We start from the raw sequence: 19,376 nt of genomic DNA, 5'->3' as shown, positions 1-19,376 counted from the left end.
AGCTTTAGAAAGACTTATTGCTAAAGTGGAATAGCCACTTTAAATAAGGGTGAAAAAGGAGAATGAATATGAAAGATTTAAAAATTATAAAATTTGATTTATTCAAAGCATGACTACCACAAAGACGCATGCTGTAGAAGAACTGAACAAGGAAATTGATGCGATTGCTCGCTGAAATGCTTGAAACAAAATAATGAGCAAATTAATAGATTCCAATCAAGACTTTAGAGCCTAACTGATAAGGAGATATTTAATGCGGATGTTTGTTTTTATTATAGATGACAAGATGACAAAGAACACTTTAAGATAAAATGCTATAACGAGTGGGAGAGAGATTTACATCGTTTCAAACCAAGTACATTAAGTGACGAACATAAAGTAGAAAGCACTATTAAGCGATAAAAAACTACAAAATAATATTCGTTTGAGATTTCATATCAACCGAAGTTTTAAAATAGAATGAAGAAGTCTATAATTCACTTTTTATTGGATGATAGATAAAAAATGGCTGAAGAAACGGAGAACTTATTGTGTTAGCGCATAAAATTATTTTATTTTTAGTAGCAACAAGCATATTATAATAAGTAAGATAATTCTAATAATTATTTTAGGTAATATTTCTACATTAAAATTAAAATTACTGTTCCACTTATTATTTCATGAAAAGTAACACTATATATGAAAGGAATGTTTTCTAATGTCTGTACCTAATATGGGAGATTTACTATTCCCAATACTTAAATATATTGATACTGGTGCAATATATAGTTCTAAAGAACTTAATAATTATCTAGTTAAGAAATTTGATTTAACTAAAGAAGACTTAGAACAGAAAACTGATGGAGGTAACCTAAAGTTTAAAGTTAATGTAAGTTGGGCAAAAACTCACTTAAAGAACGCAGGATTACTGGAGTATCCATCTAGGGGATTAATTAAAATAACTGAAGTTGGTAAAGTATTTTTACTAGAGTATCGCAATGGTTTTAAAGAAAGAGAATTAGCTCAATTTGAAAGTTATAAAATATTTAGAAGTGGAAACAGGAACATAAAAATAATAGACATTATAGCAAGTGAGATAGAGGACATAAAAGAAATATTTTTTGAAAGTGGAGATTATAATATTTTTTCGATTATCGACCAAATAGGATTTCTCATATTTTTAAAATACATAGATACAGCAAAATTTAGTTTTCTTGCTAAAAAAGATGACGTATATAATTGGAATAGTTTAACTAAATTTGATGGTATACAAATTATTCAACAAATTAATAAAATAAAACATTCTCTTGATGATATCGTAGTTGATGATGTTTTAATAAATAATATGAAAACATCACCAAATATAAAATTAAATGATGAGCAAATTAAAAAGGTGATTTTTAAAATAGAATATATGAATCTAACAGCGTTAAAATTAGGAGTACCAAATGTTGAGAAATTAATTATACAACATTTAATAGAACAATTAGATTCACCAAACCTCAGTAGTAGTAGGGATACCGCCCAAATTCCAATTTTTATATCAGAAATTATGGTACAAATGCTAGAACCAACAAGGAAGTCACTAATAAGCGATTTGAACTGTGGGTATGGAAATTCTTTATTAACAATAAATAAGTCTCTTTTATACGAAGGGCATCCTCCACAAAATGCTACCTGGGAAATATATGGTTTTGATACAAACCCGGTAATAATTAGAATAGCAAGCTTAAACTTAATGCTGAATGAAGCAGAGAATATACAAGTTTATCATTTAAATCCACTCTCATCTGAATTTAAGGTTGATAACCGAATTCCCAAAAAATATGATTTTATAACGTCTTTTCCTCCAGTAAATAAAGTAGATACTTCAGATATAGCGGATAACTTATCGTTACTTCAGACTCGCAATATAACCATTATGTATTTGGAGAAAATCTTGTCACTTCTTTCGAAAAATGGAAAATGCGCTGTTATAGTTCCAAATTCTTTTTTAAATAATAATGAATCGAAAATTAGTGAATATAGGGAAAAGTTAGTAACATCATTTTATATTGAAGGGATAGTTAACTTAAATATCCCTAGTTTTAATGAACTAAGTGACAACGGTTATTCAATTCTTTTACTAAAAGAACAAGGTTCCAAAAGTGTGTCTGACATAAGGGTTTGGTTTTTTAACTTACATAAAAAAGAAGATATGGAAAACTTACTTTTAGAATGGCGAAATAGGGAAAGTTTATGGGAAAAGTGGTATAGAAATACTAATAAAAAACAGTACAATGATGAGATTGAATATTTCACTCCTCCAGATAATTGGGATAAGAAGAAAACATGGTTTGCCACTTTACAACAAATGAAAATAAATAATTTTAATTTGGATGGAAGGCGCTATAATCCATTTACAAGTGAAAATATAAATTCTACTAGAAATGGTGCCGGTAAAATAATGGATACTATTTATAGGAATATGGAGGACAAAAGAAGATATAAATTAAATGAAATTTTTGAGTTAATACATCCTTTAACCCCTTTTCAGATGGCTTGCAAAGCAGTAAGTAAATTAATGCAGGAAGGAAGAATATCGAAAAATAAAAATACCAACGGCGATATCGTTTTTCTGAAAAAAGGGAAAGAAGTAAATAACTATAACGTTGACTTGAATTTTTGGGAAGAGGATAAACAAAATATTTACTCAAATAAAAATCGGAGTGTAATAAATCAGGGGAGATTTTTAGAGGCAAAACGATTATTACAAGATAATTCAAACCTTAATGACGACATTATTGAGCATTTAATCCAATTGAGTACGAATTATGAAAAAATGGGTAACCTTCATGAGGCTAGGGAGCTTTTAGATAATGTGTTGAAAATTGACGAAAACAATTCATTAGCACAAATAGAAATGAGCAAAATTTATCAAAGGCAAGGAGAGATAAAAAAGGCAGAGCATTTATTAAATACTGTAATAGCACGTGAGTCAGATAATTTAGAAGCAAAAATAGAATTAAGTAGAATTTTCCACAGACAAGGACACTTAAAAAAAGCAGAACAAATCTTAAAATCGGTGTTAAGCAAAAATGCTAATAATTTTGCAGCACAGGTGGAATTGAGCAGTATTTACCTTAGTGAGGGAAGTCTTAATAAAGCAGAACAAATTTTAAAAATACTAGTTAAAAAATCTAATGATATACAATTGCGTATTGATTTGGGTGAAATTTATAAAAGACAAGGGAAATATATTACTCTAAAACGGCTATTAAAAGAAACACTAGAAATTGACATTCAAAACATTCAAATTCGGTTGATGTTAAGTGATGTCTATCAAATACAGGGTGATTTAAAAAGGGCTGAATCGGAATTGCTCGAAATACTAAAAATTAATAATTCTAATCTTGAGGCAAGAATAGAACTTGGCAAGATATACAGAATACTTGGGGATATTAATAATTTAGAAAAAATATCTTTAGAAATTTTAAAAATAGATAAAAATAATCAAGTTGCACAAATAGACTTAAAGTATATTAATAGCAATAAACAGGAAAGAAGTTCTAATTATGATAACATTTTTGCAGAAGAATTAAGGCAGGTAATAAATAAGTTTTGTCCAGCTGTCTTACAGAAAAAACTCCTCGAAGAGTTTATTATTCAAAGTAAACCGTTAGCTATTCATGAAGCTGCCAAACTTGTAAATACTCGGGTAGTATCTCAAAACGAATTAAAACTTGGGGTTCAAGAGGCTAAGCAAACAATAGAGTTGTTTGTAAATTTGGGGATATTGGAGAAGTCAACGAATTCCTTAAATCTTGGTAATACTGAACTAATAATGGAAGGGAATAAATTAAAAGATAGAATACAGGGAATATTAAGTATAGATACATATTCTCTAGTAAAAAGGGGTTAGCAAATGCATGAGACTGAAGTATGTTTATATAAAAAATTATAAAATTATTAAAGAAATGAAGATAGAATTCGATAAGCAAAATGATTTAATTAGTCCGGTATCTTTGAAGTTTTTTGTTGGAGGCAATGGTTCTGGTAAATCATCATTTTTTGAGGCTATTGGACTAATATTCACAAGGGTATTACAGGATGAAACACCAGGTTTTATGTTCGATATCGTATATAGTATTAAGGTCAGTGGGATTGAAAAATTCGTTCGGATAACACCCAATGAAGATAAGGAGAGTATGTATAGGCTTAGTGTTCAAGTTAGCAAAGATTACTCTAATATAAGGGATGTTAAGAAGGAAATAGGTTTCTTCAGCCAAATGTCTGAGTTACATCCATCTAGAATAATTTCTTCAGCTTCTGGACCAACAAACAACTTAGATGATATTTTTATTCACTCACCATTCTCTTCATTAGGTAGTGATGTATATGATATTTTATATCCAACCAATTATAATAAGAAAGACATCTTATCAAGAACAGAAGAATTAAATAATATTGTTGTTAATCTCAATCAATTATTATATAATCCTAAGTTTCTGTTTATTGATGGACAAACATCTAAATTGGTTTTAATAGCCTTGTGTGCGGTTATATTATCTGGCGAGAAGTATGGAAAAAGGTATAGAGAATTACGCGAGCTTTTGTTTAGTTCTTTGACAAATTTCACTCCTATAGCATTTTCTTTAGTTGTTGATGAAGAAAGGTTACTAGAGGATTCAAAAAATGAAAAGGATTCAATCGCATTACAACGATTTAAAGAGATAATTACACCAGAATTTAACAAAGAGGGATTGGAACAAACAATATATGATTGGGAATCAATTAAACTTCAACAATCGGAAATGGAAATAGGATTAAAAAGACAGAAAGTTTTCGTTTTTAACATAGAGTCAGAAGGTCACTATTCTTCTGGGAACTATCAAGCCCCTAAATTAAATAATATACGAAGCCCATTAGATTTTTTAATTTCTCTACTGGTAGCCTACAGGGATGGTTTGTTAGTTGATGCACATTTGATTTTCAAAAATGAAAATTCAAATTGGCTACATTATGAGAATTCCTTTAGTGATGGGGAATATTTCTGGTTAGCAAGAATGGGTTTAATACTTTTATCAAGCGATACATCACAAGATAATATACTATTCTTATTTGACGAGCCAGATGTACATCTTAATGAGTCTTGGTCTGCAAAGTTCGTTTCTACAATGCATGATTTGGTTAGGATTGATGATGACATATATCTTAATCATGAGTTCTTGGTCGCCACACATTCGACATTAATATTGACAGATGCTCTACAGAGTCAAATTTATTTGTTTGACAAGCAAAGAGGCATTTTAAAAGGTAATGATTTTTTAACGTCTACTTTTGGTGCTGACCGAGATGAAATAAGTAAAAGAGTAAACAAACAAAATTCCTTAAACACATACTCAAAAAAATTCTTAGATGAAGTAATAAAAAGAGCAGATATAGAGGAAATAGAACAAGTAATAAATGAAGTTGGACCTGGATATAGCAGGTATCAATTACGTGAATTACTGTTTGATTTAAAATTGAATCATTACAAATAAGGTGGTACAAATAAATGCTCTTGGAAGTTAAAATGCCAATTGAATTTAAAAAAAAGCTCGAATTAGGAATAGAATATATGATTGCGTTACTCCAGTATTGTGATGATGAAAATATATCGCCTGGTGGATTCGATAAAACTACTTTTGAAAATAACAACACTTCACTAAAGGATTGTTCTTTTTCTTTTTCTCCTATTAAACCAAAGAAAAGGGTTAAAGAGTTTCATAAAATTTTTCCTAGTAAGACCGAAAGAGTATCATTTTTAAATAGTATTAAAAATGATATAAATTTTATAGAACATATTGATAATGCTTCTTTTAGCTTTTCAGCGTATATTCACAAATTAGATAATGAAAATGAGATTAACAAACATTTTAATAGATATTATTCGGACTTCTTTGATTATGAAGTGGGTGGGGGAAATAATAGACATCATTTCAAGGAAGAGTATAAAAGAGTTAACCCTATAAATTTCCATATGTGTCCAGCTTGTTTAGGTGAGATGAATTTAAACAATGCACAATTAGACCATTATTTTCCTAAGTCAACATTTCCTTCTTTGGTTATTCACCCGTACAACTTAGTGCCGTTGTGCATTTCTTGTAATACTGCGATTGGGGGTGGGAAAGGAAATAGACCCCCAACCAACCCGCTTAAGCCAGAAGATGCAAACGAAGCTGGGAGCTTAGGGAAAGTTTTTATTCCATATAAAATAGCTGGGATAAAAACAATAAATCTAACTTTTGAAGGTAAGAATGGTAAGAGAGTAAAAACTGTTGCAAAAGATATTCAGAATAAACAACATGTACAAAACCATACTGATACCTTTAATTTGGAATCTGTTTGGACCGAACGATTAGTTAATACACATAAAAATATTGTACATCAAATAGTGGAACATTTTATCTCTTTGGAAAAACCAACAAGGGAAGAGGTAGGTGATTATATATGGAAAAATATGTTATCTCATTCCGATATTAAAATTAATATTATGGATAATTACTTTTTGCGTGCTAGTTATTTGAAGTTCTTAGGTAGTAATATTGTCCAGTTTAATACATTGTACTGCGAGGTACTCCTTCAACTTAAAGAATACGGATTTGGCTATGCTATTACTTAACAAATAATACTTTACTTGAATAACCTTGCGAAGGATTTCGATAGCGTGAGTAATTATCTAACGTGACCTAAAATCAACTACATATTAACAATTATTAACAAATATTCAAAATCGAGAATAAACAGGAATTTAAAATGAACTAATAAAAATAAAGTTGATAGGTGTATTAGGAAGCCATTTTTTAACGAGTGTATGTATCTTGAGTAAATGTGGAACAAATGCAACATAAAAATAAGACGAAACAAATTTTAGAGTATTTAAAAGATGAACCGGTCGTATTCTCTTGAGGATAAAAAACAAAAAGCAATACAAGAGAGAATTTAAAAAGATGTAAAATGGATTTTTAAAGCCGGGGAATTTTAGAAAAAAGAATTGAGGAAATAGAAGAGAATATATAGAAACAAAAAGAATTAAAAATAAACAAGAAGAAGAGTCTGTTGTTCATAAAATACATGACTTCAAAGGTTATAATCCAAAAATTGAAGGAATGAATCTCTATAAAATCACCTCAAGCAGTGGTTTATATGTTATTAGGTAGCTTTTAAAAATCATGAATTTTTTAGAGAAGGATTTAGCTTATAGTGTAGATTATTAGATTAAAAGTCATTGGAAAAATAATGACTTTTAATTTAATAAGAATAAACAACTATTTCTCAATACCTAGCCTTTTAGAGGTTCGGTTCGTAAAGTGTATTTTTCTTTTGGAGTAATATTGGTGAAAAATCCCAATAAACCAAGGTTTTTATTGTCTATAAAAATCTATCATCGGACCAATAGTTCTTCATTATTCAAGAAAACTTTTTCTTACAACAAACACTTTGCCTGCTTCTGTATTATCACCTAAGTTTGGTGTTGATTTTCCATAAATTAATACTATTACAATATAAATTAATGTAATTAATCCTATTAACAGCATATTAAATCCTTTAAAGGGTTCGAAAATGTTGAATAAGCTACTAATAGAACGGCAACCTAAAAATATCCAGACGATACATAAAAATAAACTTAATATTTGATTTATTTTTGAAACAGAAAAAGGATATTCATCAAATATATGTATCATTTTGGGATGCTTCATATTAATAGCTGTTTTATATAAAGGACCGATTACCTTATCTTCGAGCATATCTACATGTCTTTCCCAATTATTTTGCCAAAACTTACTTCCCCTGTTTACTAAGTACCAACTAAAAGTAAAAATAAATCCAAGACAATTAACCAAAAAAATAGCCTCTTCCGGAATATTTTTCGCAGCTAAAAGAGCAAAATAGCCTGCAAAGGCTACACCTATAAAAGTCCAAAAATAAGTTGCTCGTTTCCAGTATAAATCTATCTCAAACTTACGTATATCTAACGCATATTCTAAAGCTTTTTCTCTATCTACTTTGAAGGTCCTATCGTATGCAGATGTATTTTTTATTAATTTTCTATATGCTTTAGCCATATCTTCACCCGCCCATAATTTTTCTGCTAATAATCAGTAAAGTGTTTTTAGTTTTTAAAGTACATTAATAGAGAAAAGGTTTACGAATGTGTCCTATTGTTTTTCATTATAAGTTCTTAATTTAGAATGGACAGAGATATTCATCCGTAATTTCATGTGAGTGGGTTGGGTAATAAGATTTTAGTAGCCCTTGTTCACCTTTCTTCAAAATCTCTATTCAGCTTAAAAATTTCGAAGGAACCTTTTCACTGTCAGCAGAGTGACTCCATTTAGTTCTTTTGAAATATTGTTTATTCACTTAAAATGACTAGGTAATTATCGGCAAAAATCATTTCATCGATATATCGGTACTTGTACCCGGGTAAATTGGAAAAATACCCATCGAAGCGTTCCATAAATAAAATATTTTGTACTTTACCCAGAATTCCTTTTTCTTATCGAGTTTGTTTTTGTTATTTGACAAAAGATATTGCATCCAACGTATGTTTTGGAATACTTTTGTCATTAGTAAGGGTTGTAAAATGATATCGGTTTTGAAAAGAAATAGATAGGTATGACCTTGCCTTTTTGAGAATTTTTAATACTAATTTAAAGGATTTAAAAAAACTTAGAATTAGGCTTCATTATCATCCTTCTTTCATTCCACGAACGTATGTTCTATAATGAAATAAGGATAATGACAATAAATATTCCCTTCGGGTTAATATGTCTTCATTGTACTATGTAGCAACTTTATGTGTATAGGTGTGTACTAGTCATTTTAAATAGAAAAGATGTATTTCTAGAGTAAAAAAGGTGGGGGCATAATAAAAATTAATAAAACAAGTTTTATTAATAGGGAAGAAAATTTAATAAATACAATAACCATCAACATTTATAAGGTATAGTTCTTTTTTTTGTCCAAAAATATATATTTTTTAGGGAAATTGGTAGATAATTGATGTAAATTAGCTGAAAATGTTAAAATCATGTACCATAATTATTATATATCAATTTTACTAAATTTTTTAGATAAGTGCGGAGGGTAATTATGCTCAAAACACCTTTTGGGACATATAACGGGGACAGTTGGGAAGAACATTGCCAAACTTTATTAAAAATGAAATATGAGAATGATGGTTATCAAGAGATGACGGCTCATACACATGGTGATTTAGGAATTGAAGGATTCACAAGAACTGGAATCATTTTTCAATGCTATTGCCCTGATGATGAATATGATTCTTCTAAACTTTATAATCATCAACGGGATAAAGTGTCGGCGGATTTACAAAAACTAAAAAAATATCAAAAACAGTTACTGAAGTTCTTTCAAGGCGTCAAAATTAAAAAATGGATTTTTTTGACTCCAAAAGTAACCAATAAAGAGCTCGTTGCACATTGCCATAAAAAAGCAATCGAATTTAGGAATGATGAAACTCTCAATGATTTATTAGATGGTTCTTTTGATGTACTGGTCCATGATGAGCTGTTTTATGGTAAAGAAATTATTAAGGCAAAGCAAATTCTTAATGAAAAGATAAGTATTGACGTGCCTGTTCCTGACCAGGAGGAAATTATCAACTGGAAAAAGTGTCAAACATCATCAATTGGAATTTTAGACAAGAAAATCGGGAAATTGTTTGACCATCTAGAAGAACATGATAAAAGAAAAAAAACCAATACATTTATCGATTATCAGGTTCGTAACTATATTAAAGGGCAAGAAATTCTCACTCATATGCAGCAAACATATAGTTCAGCATATGAAAAACAGGTGAAAATAAAAAGCTCCATTGCAACTCATTTAGAGGCTGAAGTATTACTAACAGATTTGACTCCTAAGGAGTTGTTGAAAGACACTCTAGAAAAATACAAGAATGCCTTAGTTGGAGAAAAGTTTCATGATATTTTTGAATTCTCGGTATATAACGACTTATGTCATGAAGCAATAGCTAGTTGGCTAATTGACTGTCCATTAGACTTTGGAGGGTGAAATAAAATGGATTTACCATTAGATGAGATAAAAGAAATTAGGTTTAGCAAAAAAAGAATACCTATTTCACCTGAGCTTCGACCCATTTATAGGATTTCGCTAATCATGCTAATTCTTTACTTATCCTCGACTCAACAAAAAGCTTCTCTATTAAAGTTACAATTATTCAATTGGGCTCTAAAGAATGAAAGTCGTTATGATAGGTTGCTTCAATTAAAAAAAACGAAGGATTTCCCTATCGTTCGATTTGACCCATTTTTAAATAGAGCCTTGAACTACGGTGTGGCAATGGGATTTCTTTCATTCAATAATAATACAGGGAAATTCTCTTTAACTGAAAAGGGAGTAGAGTTTGTGCTCAAGATTATCAGTGAAGATATATTTGATGAAGAAAAGAGATTTCTAAATAGTATAAAAAAGAGCCTATCCGATAATTATATTTTGACATTATTCAAAGAGAGGTACCCTTCATGAATCGAATAAATATAAATCGTTTGAAAATTACCATCGATACAGAAGATGGAGTGTTTGGAACTGATATCCCTTTCTTAGATGGATTTAATATTCTAAGAGCCAGAAATACAAGGGGAAAAAGCTCGACACTTAATGCAATTTTGTACCCATTAGGGATTGAAGAATTGCTCGGTGGGAAAAATGCCAAAACCATGAAACCGGCACTTAAAGATAAGTTGATATATAAGGAAAAAGAAGTAGCTATCTTGGAGTCAAAAGTGCAACTTGAAATTTCCAACCAACAGGGAGACATTATTACACTAACTAGATGGATAAAGTCGTCTGGTATAGATGAAAAATTAATCAGGGTTCATTTTGGACCTGCACTTACAAAAGTCGAAGAATTAATTTCTAAGGATTTTTATGTACATATGAAGGGTTCAGCAGTTGAGGAAGCAGGATTCCATACTTTCTTAGCATCGTTTTTAGGATGGAATTTACCTGAAGTATCAACGTTTGAAGGTGGAGACAGATTATTATACATACAGACCCTCTTTCCCTTATTTTTTGTTGAACAAAACAAGGGGTGGAGTAGTTTTTATGTACCTATATCAGGAAGCTTTGGGATAAGGGATTTATCAAAACGTGCTTTTGAATTTATGTTAAATATGGATATAACCAAAAACGCAAAGGAACGAGAAGAATTAAAGGTTTTAAAAGCGCTATATGTAAATAGATGGATAGGATTAAAGAGTTCTTTACAAGAAATAGCAGAAACAATAAATGGAGAGGTTACTTCACTCCCAGATAAACCAATCCTATTAGAAGTAATATCTCTAAATGTTTATGATAAGAACCGAAAACTCATATCTATTGTAGATAGAATTTTTGAATTAGAGAGCTCAATAAAAGAAAGAGAAAATTACAGCGTGAAAAGAATATCTGATGTTGCTGGAAAATATGAAAAAGAGGTTAAAGAACAGGACCTTCTTGTGTTGACATTACAGTCAGAAATAAATTCTATTAGGCAAGATTTACATTTAGAAAAAAATAACATGCAAACCATGAGCGAAAATTTAAAACACTTGGAAATTGATTTAAAAAGAAATCAAGAAGCTGAAAAGCTCTATAGACTGGGGGCGGAAATTGACTCGACTTTTTCACATGGAATTTGTCCAACTTGTCACCAACATGTTGAAGATACGCTCATGCCTCCTGAATCAAGTATTCAGCCTCTGGATTTATCTGAAAACATAACGTTTATTAAAGAACAAATTAATACCTTGATATTCGGTGTTAAACAATCAAAAATGGTAATACAATCAAAAGAAACCAAGTTAGATACGGTTACAGAATTTCTTAATAAAGCCAGAAGAGAACTAAGGCTATATAAAGCTGAATTAAGTGAGAATCCTAAGTTACCTACACAAGAAAATTTAGAAAAGCTGGTAGAATTAAAGGTTCTTTTGAGCAAATTACAAGAAGCAAGTAACTCGTTCGAAAAAATAGAAAATCATTTTGAACAATTTAAAAATGAATGGAGGATGTATTTATCTCGATTAGAAAACTTACCAAAACATTATTTTTCAGAATTAGATAAGAAAAAATTATATTATTTTGAAAAAGAATTTTTAAAATTATTAAGAGATTTTAGTTTTTCCAGTATCAATACTGAGGAAATCTCTATTTCTCATGATAAATATACTCCGATTGTTAGTGGTTTTGATATTAAATTTGATTCTTCAGCAAGTGACAATATCCGTTTAATATGGTCATATGTAATTGCTATGTACAAAACAAATTTAAAGTTTGCAGGAAATCATCCAGGACTGATGGTTTTTGATGAGCCAGGACAACAACAGATGGCAGTTAAGAGTCAGAAACAACTTTTTCAGGTTTTATCAGGAACAAAAGGACAATCGATTGTGGGAACCTCCCTTGAGCCAGATGAAATAAAAGAAATGACCAAGAATTTGACTGTAAATATAATAGATTTAGGAGAAGACTATATTATAAAGCCAATATCTTAGAAAGCTCTGAATGACCTAATTGCAGAGACACCATCATTTACTTCCTCGCTTTACGAAAGGTGGGGTAGTATGGTGTTTTTTAAAAATTAGGAATTACCTTTTGAACAAATTTACATAATGATTGGTATAATAATGAAAAAAAATATTTTTTTGCTAAAATTTTATGTGTATTGTCACAGTGTGAAAAAAACACATTTTCGTGTTTTTTCTGTGTGGAAGGAGATAGGTGAATTTGGAAGCAAAACTCTTGTTGATTTGATTTTTTTAGCTTAAATACGATTATTTGCTTCCTCTTTATTAGTTTTGTATACCAATACTGTTTATGAATTTTGGAATAAACTTCGATGGTAAATTCTATAAATTTTTAGAATTACAACTGATGCTGAAAACATGTTGTCAGTAGCAGAATTGCTTAAATATTATACCCGCTTTTTTGAATATAGTTTTAATGTTATTTTCAATATAAACGACGGTAATAATAATCCGATTGTACTTAGCAAAATCATTTATTAATCATTTATTACTTAGAAAACTGGATTTATTTAAGTGGGATTATCCTAGCAATACTTAGGGCAAGGTAAATATATTTCTTTCATTAATAACCATGCTGGTTTGTAACCAGAGACTAATCATGGTGAAATCTTATTATGTAGTGGCTACCTAGATGAAGAATTATACCGGGTGCGGTAGAAGAACAAGCAGGGAAAATGACACTTCCTGTTAAGGACAAAAAATATATAGGACTAGGGTTGATGTGTAGTCCCGATAGAGAAAGAGTAGACGGACATTACGATAAGAAAAACATAGTATTGTGCATGAATAAAGTAAATACTATGAAAACTGACTTGACTTCAGCTAAAGAGTTTTACGAAGTATGTAAAGCCGTGACTAACCATTTTGAAACATTATTTCCCTCAGTCCAAAATTTAAAAAAGGAAGAGGTGGATGAACTAATAAAAGCAGCACAAGAACACGGAGATGCAATGGAGTAAAAGAAGTAAATACAAAAACAAGAAGAGAATTTGCTCAATGTTTTTCGAACGATTTATTCCAAAAATAAACCAAGAACTTTTACATAACCAATATAAACAGACTTGGGATTATATAACTCAATCCCAAGTCTTGTTTATTTACCCCATAAGTAATTTAATGATTCCGCTGCTTCCGATTGTAGTGAAGGAACCAAGTGAGAATATCTATCCATGGTAGTTGATATTTTTGTGTGTCCTAATCTTTCTGATACAACTTTCATGTGAATGTTTTGTTGGAGAAGAAGTGAAGCATGAATATGACGCAAGTCGTGAAATGTTATATTAGGCACCCCTGCTTTGTTTATTAAACTCTTCATATTACGGAGAAGATTTCTAGGGTGTACAGGTGTACCAATTCCATTGGGAACAACCAAGTTATATTCCTTGGATATATGGTCTTTTTTCTCTAGTTCATTTTTTATTTCAGAAAGTGCCATTAAAGTTTCAGTCGGAATATCAACATTCCTTCGAGAACCCTTTGTCTTAGGTTTCATAATGAGTGTTTTACCATCCGCACTTAAAACGTTCAGTACAACTAGTTTCTTTTTGGTAAAGTCAATTTCAGACCAACTGATGCCAAGCACCTCCCCACGTCTTAGACCACAAAAAATTCCCAAAAGATAAGCTGGGTAGTATATTGAACCTTTTGCGACATCTAGAAATACCCTGATATCATCATCTGTCCATCCAATGGTTGTTTTAAGTATTTCCGGTGGTTTTTTTATCTTACTAGCAGGGTTTACTATTATATATTCTTGTTCAACAGCGTAATTCAAACTATTTTTTAATACAGATATAATCTTACTAATATAGTTATTGGACAAGTATTTATCATGTAATCCGGTTTTGAAGTTATTTAGTAGTCTAATATTTAAATCTGTTATTAAATAATGACCAATCAGCGGTTTTAAATAATTACTTACAATATTTGAATATGTTGAAAATGTAGAATCAGCAACTGAATGTTCAATCTGTTTTAACCAAATATCTAAGAAATCACAATATGTATATTTTGCAGTGCTGATAAACTTTCCTTTATTAATGTCATTCAACACTTCATTTAATGATTTTTGTGCTTCTTTCTGAGTTTTGAATCCTCTTTTTTTCTTTTTAATTCGTTTACCATCCGGTGTTTTACCAATATCAACTGTATAACACCAAGTTCCTCCATCTTTTTTTACGCTTCCTCTCATTTTAAACACTCCTTTGTTGTTAATAGTTTTATAGATACAGTATGTTTGTTTTCTTTACATCTTATACATGTTCTTAGTTAACTTTTTAACCATTCAATAAATGTTGGTTTGTAAATTATTATTCTCTTTCCAACTCTTCTTACAGGAAAAGAATCGCTGCTAGCTAGTATATAAGCTTGTTCTCTGCCTATCCCAAGGATTTTTTGTAATTCGGTAACAGTAATGACATCTGGATATTTATCAAGTGTATTCATGTTTGTCATGCCAATTTCTCCTTTCCTTCTAACCATTTAATAAAGTGCTCTTTAGAATAGCGATGTCTAGTACCAAGTCGTATTGCCTTGAAATCCTCAGTTTTAACTAAATCATACGTTTGTCTTTGTCCGATTCTTAATATATTTTGTATATCCTTAACTTTTAATATAGAAGGGTACTCGGTTGTTATCACGTTTATTTTCCACCTTTCAAAACTCTACACGCTGATATTAACAAATAGATTTTATTAAATGTGAAAATATCAGTTTTATTTTTGATAAGATAAAAAATAGTTCTTTGTTACTATTTTTAATTTTGAATTTCAGATAGGATATTGTTGATGTCACAATTACAATTTGGTTCCTTATGTGTAGGATTCATTATCTATTAAATTAACAGGCTCATATAATAAGTAAGAAATTATTTCTGTCTCTGTTAATAGGTGGTTATTAGTTGTATTTATAAGTTCCTTTATAACAGCGTATCAGGTACAGCTGAATCAGAGTCCTTGATTAGAGTAAAAGAAAGCACGACTGTAATAGGTTATGGAAGGAGCATAGATATTTTTTCATGAAATACTAATTTATTGACAATATGGTAAATATATATTGTTGGTTCATATGGGTAAATAGTACAATTAAATAGTTCACAAGAATCATGTATGAAAAAATAAAAAGTGTATGAAGGAGATTTTACATGTACAAACGTTCAATAAAGATTTTATTAGTTTTTGCTATATTTTTTCTTTTTCATTAGGCAACTCAGTCGCTGATTTTAGCAGCAACTGATAATACCCCTCCTACCGTAAAAAGCATTAGCTTTGACAAAGAGGTTGCACAACCAGGTGAAAAGGTGTTTATACAAGTGGAAGCGGAAGATTTGGAGTCAGGTATAAGTGAAAGCAAAGGAGATACGGTAATCTCCCTAAGAAAAGCAGGAACCTCCAATTCTACCGACACAGTTTATTTGACCTATAACCTAACAACAAAAAAATACGAAGGGAGCTATACGGTACCTAGTGATGCAATAAATGGTACTTGGACGATTTATTACATTAACATCGAAGATAAACTAGGCAATAGTTTCTTCCACATTCCTAAAAAAGGGGATTACTTATATAAATCCTTTGAAGTAGTCAATGGAAAAAATGATACAACTCCTCCGACCGTAAAGAGTATCAGCTTTGACAAAGAGGTCGTACAACCAGGTGAAAAGGTGTTTATGCAAGTGGAAGCGGAAGATTTGGAGACCGGCATAAGTGAAAAGAAAGAAGATACCGTAATCTCCCTAAGAAAAGCAGGAACCTCTAATTCTACCGACACAGTTTATTTGACCTATAACCCAACAACAAAAAAATACGAAGGGAGCTATACGGTACCTAGTGATGCAATAAATGGTACTTGGACGATTTATTACATTAACATCGAAGATAAAGTAGGCAATAGTTTCTTCCACATTCCTAAAAAAGGGGATTACTTATATAAAACGTTTGAAGTAGTCAATGGAAACAATGATAAAACCCCTCCGACCGTTAAAAGCATTAGCTTTGATAAAGAGGTCGTACAACCAGGTGAAAAGGTGTTTATGCAGGTGGAAGCGGAAGATTTAGAGTCAGGTATAAGTGGAAAGAAAGGAGATACTGTAATCTCCCTAAGAAAAGCAGGAACCTCTAATTCTACAGATACGGTGTATTTGACCTATAACCCTACTACAAAAAAATATGAAGCTTTGTATACGGTACCTAGTGATGCAATAGATGGTATTTGGACGATTTATTACATTAACATCGAAGATAAAGTAGGCAATAGTTTCTTCCACATTCCTAAAAAAGGGGATTACTTATATAAAACGTTTAAAGTAGCAGCTGATGTAATTCCTCCAGTAGCACCAAATGTAAATGAAGTGACGAACAAATCATCAAGTGTAACTGGAAAAGCCGAAGCAGGTTCAACCGTAACCGTTAAAACGGCAAATACATTACTTGGAACAGCAGTCGTTAATGAAGACGGAACGTTTTCTGTATCTATTGATTCACAGCCAGTAGGAACATCATTGGAAGTCACTGCAATGGATAAATCTGAAAACGTAAGTGAAGTAACCAAGGTTACAGTAAAGGAATCTAATATAGTTGAATTTGTGGATGACAATCTTGAAAAAGCGGTCCGCAAAGAAATAAATAAATTAAATGGAAATATTACAAAGGAGGATATGACGAGACTAAACGAATTAAATGCTCAGTATCAAGGCATAAAGGATTTAACCGGATTAGAGTATGCGACTAATGCATATTCGATAATCCTTACTGGAAATGAAATTGTGGATATTTCTCCTTTGAAGAACTTGAAACAATTAGGCATTCTGGGTCTTCATAATAATAAGATTAAAGATATTACGCCTATAAGTAATATGACAGGTTTATATAATCTCAATCTTATGACCAATCAAATTACGGACATTACTCCATTGGTAATAAACAGTCAAAATGGAGGGCTTCGAACAAACAATATAATAAACCTTACATTTAATCACATTGATTGGACAGATGAGAATACTAGTAATAGTTTACGTGTGTTAGAAGAAAAGTATTTTTTGCGGTTTGATAGATTTCCACAAATGGATGTGAAATCACCACCTGCACCTAAAGTGAACAATGTTGATAATACTAGCACAAGTGTAGATGGGGAAGCGGAAGCAGGTTCAACCATCACAATTAAGGTTGGCGATAAAGAATTAGGTACAGGAGTAACCTCAGACAATGAAACATTCTCAGTAAAGATTAGTGCACAAAAAGAAGGAACAAAACTATCCGTTACCGCTACTGATAATGCAGGAAATAAAAGCGAATCCAAGGTGGTTATCGTAAAAGATGCTATAGCACCTACAGCTCCACATGTGGATGAAGTAACTGACTTTTCTACAAGTGTTTCAGGAACAGCGGAAACCAGTTCAACGATTACAGTAAAAGTCGGTTCGACTGTATTAGGTACAACGACAGCGAAAGATGGTAAATATACGGTTACGATACCCAAACAAAAAGCAGGGACAAAATTAACTGTCACCGCTACGGACGAATCCGGAAACACAAGCGTAGGAAAAGAGGTAATGGTTAAAGAAGTAATCATTAAGGATGAAACACCACCTACCGTTCCAACAGTTGATGAAGTAACAGAAACATCTACAAGCGTATCAGGAACAGCTGAATCCAGTTCCCTTATTAGAGTAAAAGTAGGTACATCTGTAATAGGAACAACTACTACAAGTACCGACGGTAAATTTACCGTACAAATATCCAAACAAAAAGCTGGAACAAAACTAACGGTCACAGCTACAGATAAAGCAGGAAACACAAGTGCAGGAAAAGAAGTTACGGTTAAAGATGCAACAGCACCTACCGTTCCAACAGTAGTTGAAGTAACAGATACCTCTTCAACCGTTTCAGGAACAGCCGAAGTAGATTCCTTAATAAGAGTAAAAGCCGGTACATCAGTAATAGGGACTTCTACAACAAATAACGATGGTAATTTTACAGTCCAAATATCCAAACAAAAAGGTGGAACAAAATTAACCGTCACGGCTACAGACAAAGCAGGAAACACAAGTGCAGCAAAAGAGATAACGGTTAAAGACACTACAGCGCCGTCCGCTCCAACTGTCAATGCAGTCTATGATAATGCTACCGTTATTACTGGCAAAGCTGAAACCAATGCAAAAGTATATGCGATGGTGGGAAGTAAAAAAATCGGGGAAGCAACGGCAAAAAACAGTGCTTATTCCATTAATATTGCTAGACAAAAAGCCGGGACATCCATTGTTGTTTATGCGGTTGATGTAGCAGGAAATAAGAGCGCAAGCAAATCGGTTAAAGTAATCGATAAAACAGCTCCATTGGTTCCAAGTGTCAATACAGTCTATGATTATTCGACTGCTATTACTGGAAAAGCCGAAACCAACGCAAAAGTTTATGCAATGGTAGGTAGCAAGAAAATCGGAGAAGCAACAGCAAAAAATGGTCAATATACGATTAAGATTGCAAAACAAAAAGCAGGTACAAGCATTATTGTTTATGCAGTAGATACAGCAGGTAATAAGAGTTCGAGTAAAACAGTCAAGGTAATAGACAAAACAGCTCCACCTGTCCCAACGGTTGATAAAATAACGAGCAAGACCGTAACGGTTACTGGTAAGAGTGAAAAGGGAGCATCTATTTATATATACAATGGAAGTAATAAAATTGGGCAAGGTGTAGTAGATACCCGAGGGAGTTATAAAGTGAAAATCAAGGCGCAAAAGAAGGGGTCCACAGTATCGGTATACGCTCAAGACAAATCAGGCAACAAGAGTAAGAGTAAAACGGTAAAAGTGAGTTAGTTTCT

Annotated in this window: 12 protein-coding genes; 8 read left to right on the top strand and 4 right to left on the bottom strand. The window is 31.5% G+C overall.

What is annotated here, in order from left to right; all coding sequences use genetic code 11:
• Window positions 1-697 precede the first annotated feature (697 nt).
• The 3 genes from JFU24_RS05320 to JFU24_RS05310 are packed head-to-tail and all read left to right on the top strand — an operon-like array spanning window position 698 to window position 6,622.
• Window positions 698-3,880, top strand: a complete 3,183-nt coding sequence (locus JFU24_RS05320) for an N-6 DNA methylase (RefSeq protein WP_201249683.1) — start codon at window positions 698-700, stop codon at window positions 3,878-3,880.
• Between the two features lie 7 nt (window positions 3,881-3,887).
• Entirely contained in the window at window positions 3,888-5,501 is a 1,614-nt protein-coding gene (locus JFU24_RS05315; RefSeq protein ID WP_201249682.1) for an AAA family ATPase, read from the top strand.
• 14 nt (window positions 5,502-5,515) lie between these two features.
• Window positions 5,516-6,622 carry an HNH endonuclease gene (locus JFU24_RS05310; protein ID WP_201249681.1) on the top strand — a complete coding sequence of 369 codons (1,107 nt, stop codon included), beginning with the start codon at window positions 5,516-5,518 and terminating at the stop codon, window positions 6,620-6,622.
• A 784-nt stretch (window positions 6,623-7,406) separates the two neighbouring features.
• Here JFU24_RS05310 and JFU24_RS05305 read toward each other — a convergent pair.
• Complete coding sequence (locus JFU24_RS05305) at window positions 7,407-8,066, bottom strand: RipA family octameric membrane protein (protein WP_201249680.1); 660 nt, start codon at window positions 8,064-8,066, stop codon at window positions 7,407-7,409.
• 1,030 nt (window positions 8,067-9,096) lie between these two features.
• Here JFU24_RS05305 and JFU24_RS05300 point away from each other — a divergent pair.
• From JFU24_RS05300 to JFU24_RS05285, 4 genes are all read left to right on the top strand, one after another.
• Entirely contained in the window at window positions 9,097-10,041 is a 945-nt protein-coding gene (locus tag JFU24_RS05300; protein WP_201249679.1) for a hypothetical protein, read from the top strand.
• A gap of 6 nt (window positions 10,042-10,047) precedes the next feature.
• Complete coding sequence (locus JFU24_RS05295) at window positions 10,048-10,515, top strand: hypothetical protein (RefSeq protein WP_201249678.1); 468 nt, start codon at window positions 10,048-10,050, stop codon at window positions 10,513-10,515.
• The gene (locus JFU24_RS05290; RefSeq protein ID WP_201249677.1) at window positions 10,512-12,524 is read left to right on the top strand and encodes a hypothetical protein; all 2,013 of its coding nucleotides are present in this window, start codon (window positions 10,512-10,514) and stop codon (window positions 12,522-12,524) included. The genes JFU24_RS05295 and JFU24_RS05290 overlap by 4 nt, the downstream gene beginning before the upstream one ends.
• A gap of 707 nt (window positions 12,525-13,231) precedes the next feature.
• Window positions 13,232-13,516, top strand: coding sequence for a hypothetical protein (locus tag JFU24_RS05285; protein WP_201249676.1), 285 nt, complete (start codon window positions 13,232-13,234; stop codon window positions 13,514-13,516).
• Between the two features lie 134 nt (window positions 13,517-13,650).
• On the opposite strand, the gene JFU24_RS05280 is transcribed toward JFU24_RS05285, so the two are convergent.
• The 3 genes from JFU24_RS05280 to JFU24_RS30115 all read right to left on the bottom strand — a co-directional run bounded on the left by JFU24_RS05280 (window position 13,651) and on the right by JFU24_RS30115 (window position 15,196).
• Window positions 13,651-14,748 (bottom strand): tyrosine-type recombinase/integrase, encoded by a 1,098-nt coding sequence (locus JFU24_RS05280; RefSeq protein WP_201249675.1) that lies wholly within the window; start codon window positions 14,746-14,748, stop codon window positions 13,651-13,653.
• Window positions 14,749-14,825: 77 nt separating this feature from the next.
• The gene (locus JFU24_RS05275) at window positions 14,826-15,011 is read right to left on the bottom strand and encodes a helix-turn-helix domain-containing protein (protein ID WP_342214668.1); all 186 of its coding nucleotides are present in this window, start codon (window positions 15,009-15,011) and stop codon (window positions 14,826-14,828) included.
• Window positions 15,008-15,196, bottom strand: coding sequence for a helix-turn-helix domain-containing protein (locus tag JFU24_RS30115; RefSeq protein WP_201249674.1), 189 nt, complete (start codon window positions 15,194-15,196; stop codon window positions 15,008-15,010). Before JFU24_RS30115 ends, JFU24_RS05275 begins: the two co-directional genes overlap by 4 nt.
• Window positions 15,197-15,867: 671 nt before the next feature.
• Here JFU24_RS30115 and JFU24_RS05265 point away from each other — a divergent pair.
• The gene (locus JFU24_RS05265; RefSeq protein ID WP_201249673.1) at window positions 15,868-19,371 is read left to right on the top strand and encodes an Ig-like domain-containing protein; all 3,504 of its coding nucleotides are present in this window, start codon (window positions 15,868-15,870) and stop codon (window positions 19,369-19,371) included.
• The last annotated feature ends 5 nt before the right edge of the window (window positions 19,372-19,376 follow it).

Source organism: Peribacillus sp. TH27, from assembly GCF_016650915.1.
Taxonomy (GTDB): Bacteria; Bacillota; Bacilli; order Bacillales; family DSM-1321; genus Peribacillus; species Peribacillus butanolivorans.
This window is presented reverse-complemented; position numbering and strand designations above follow the sequence as displayed.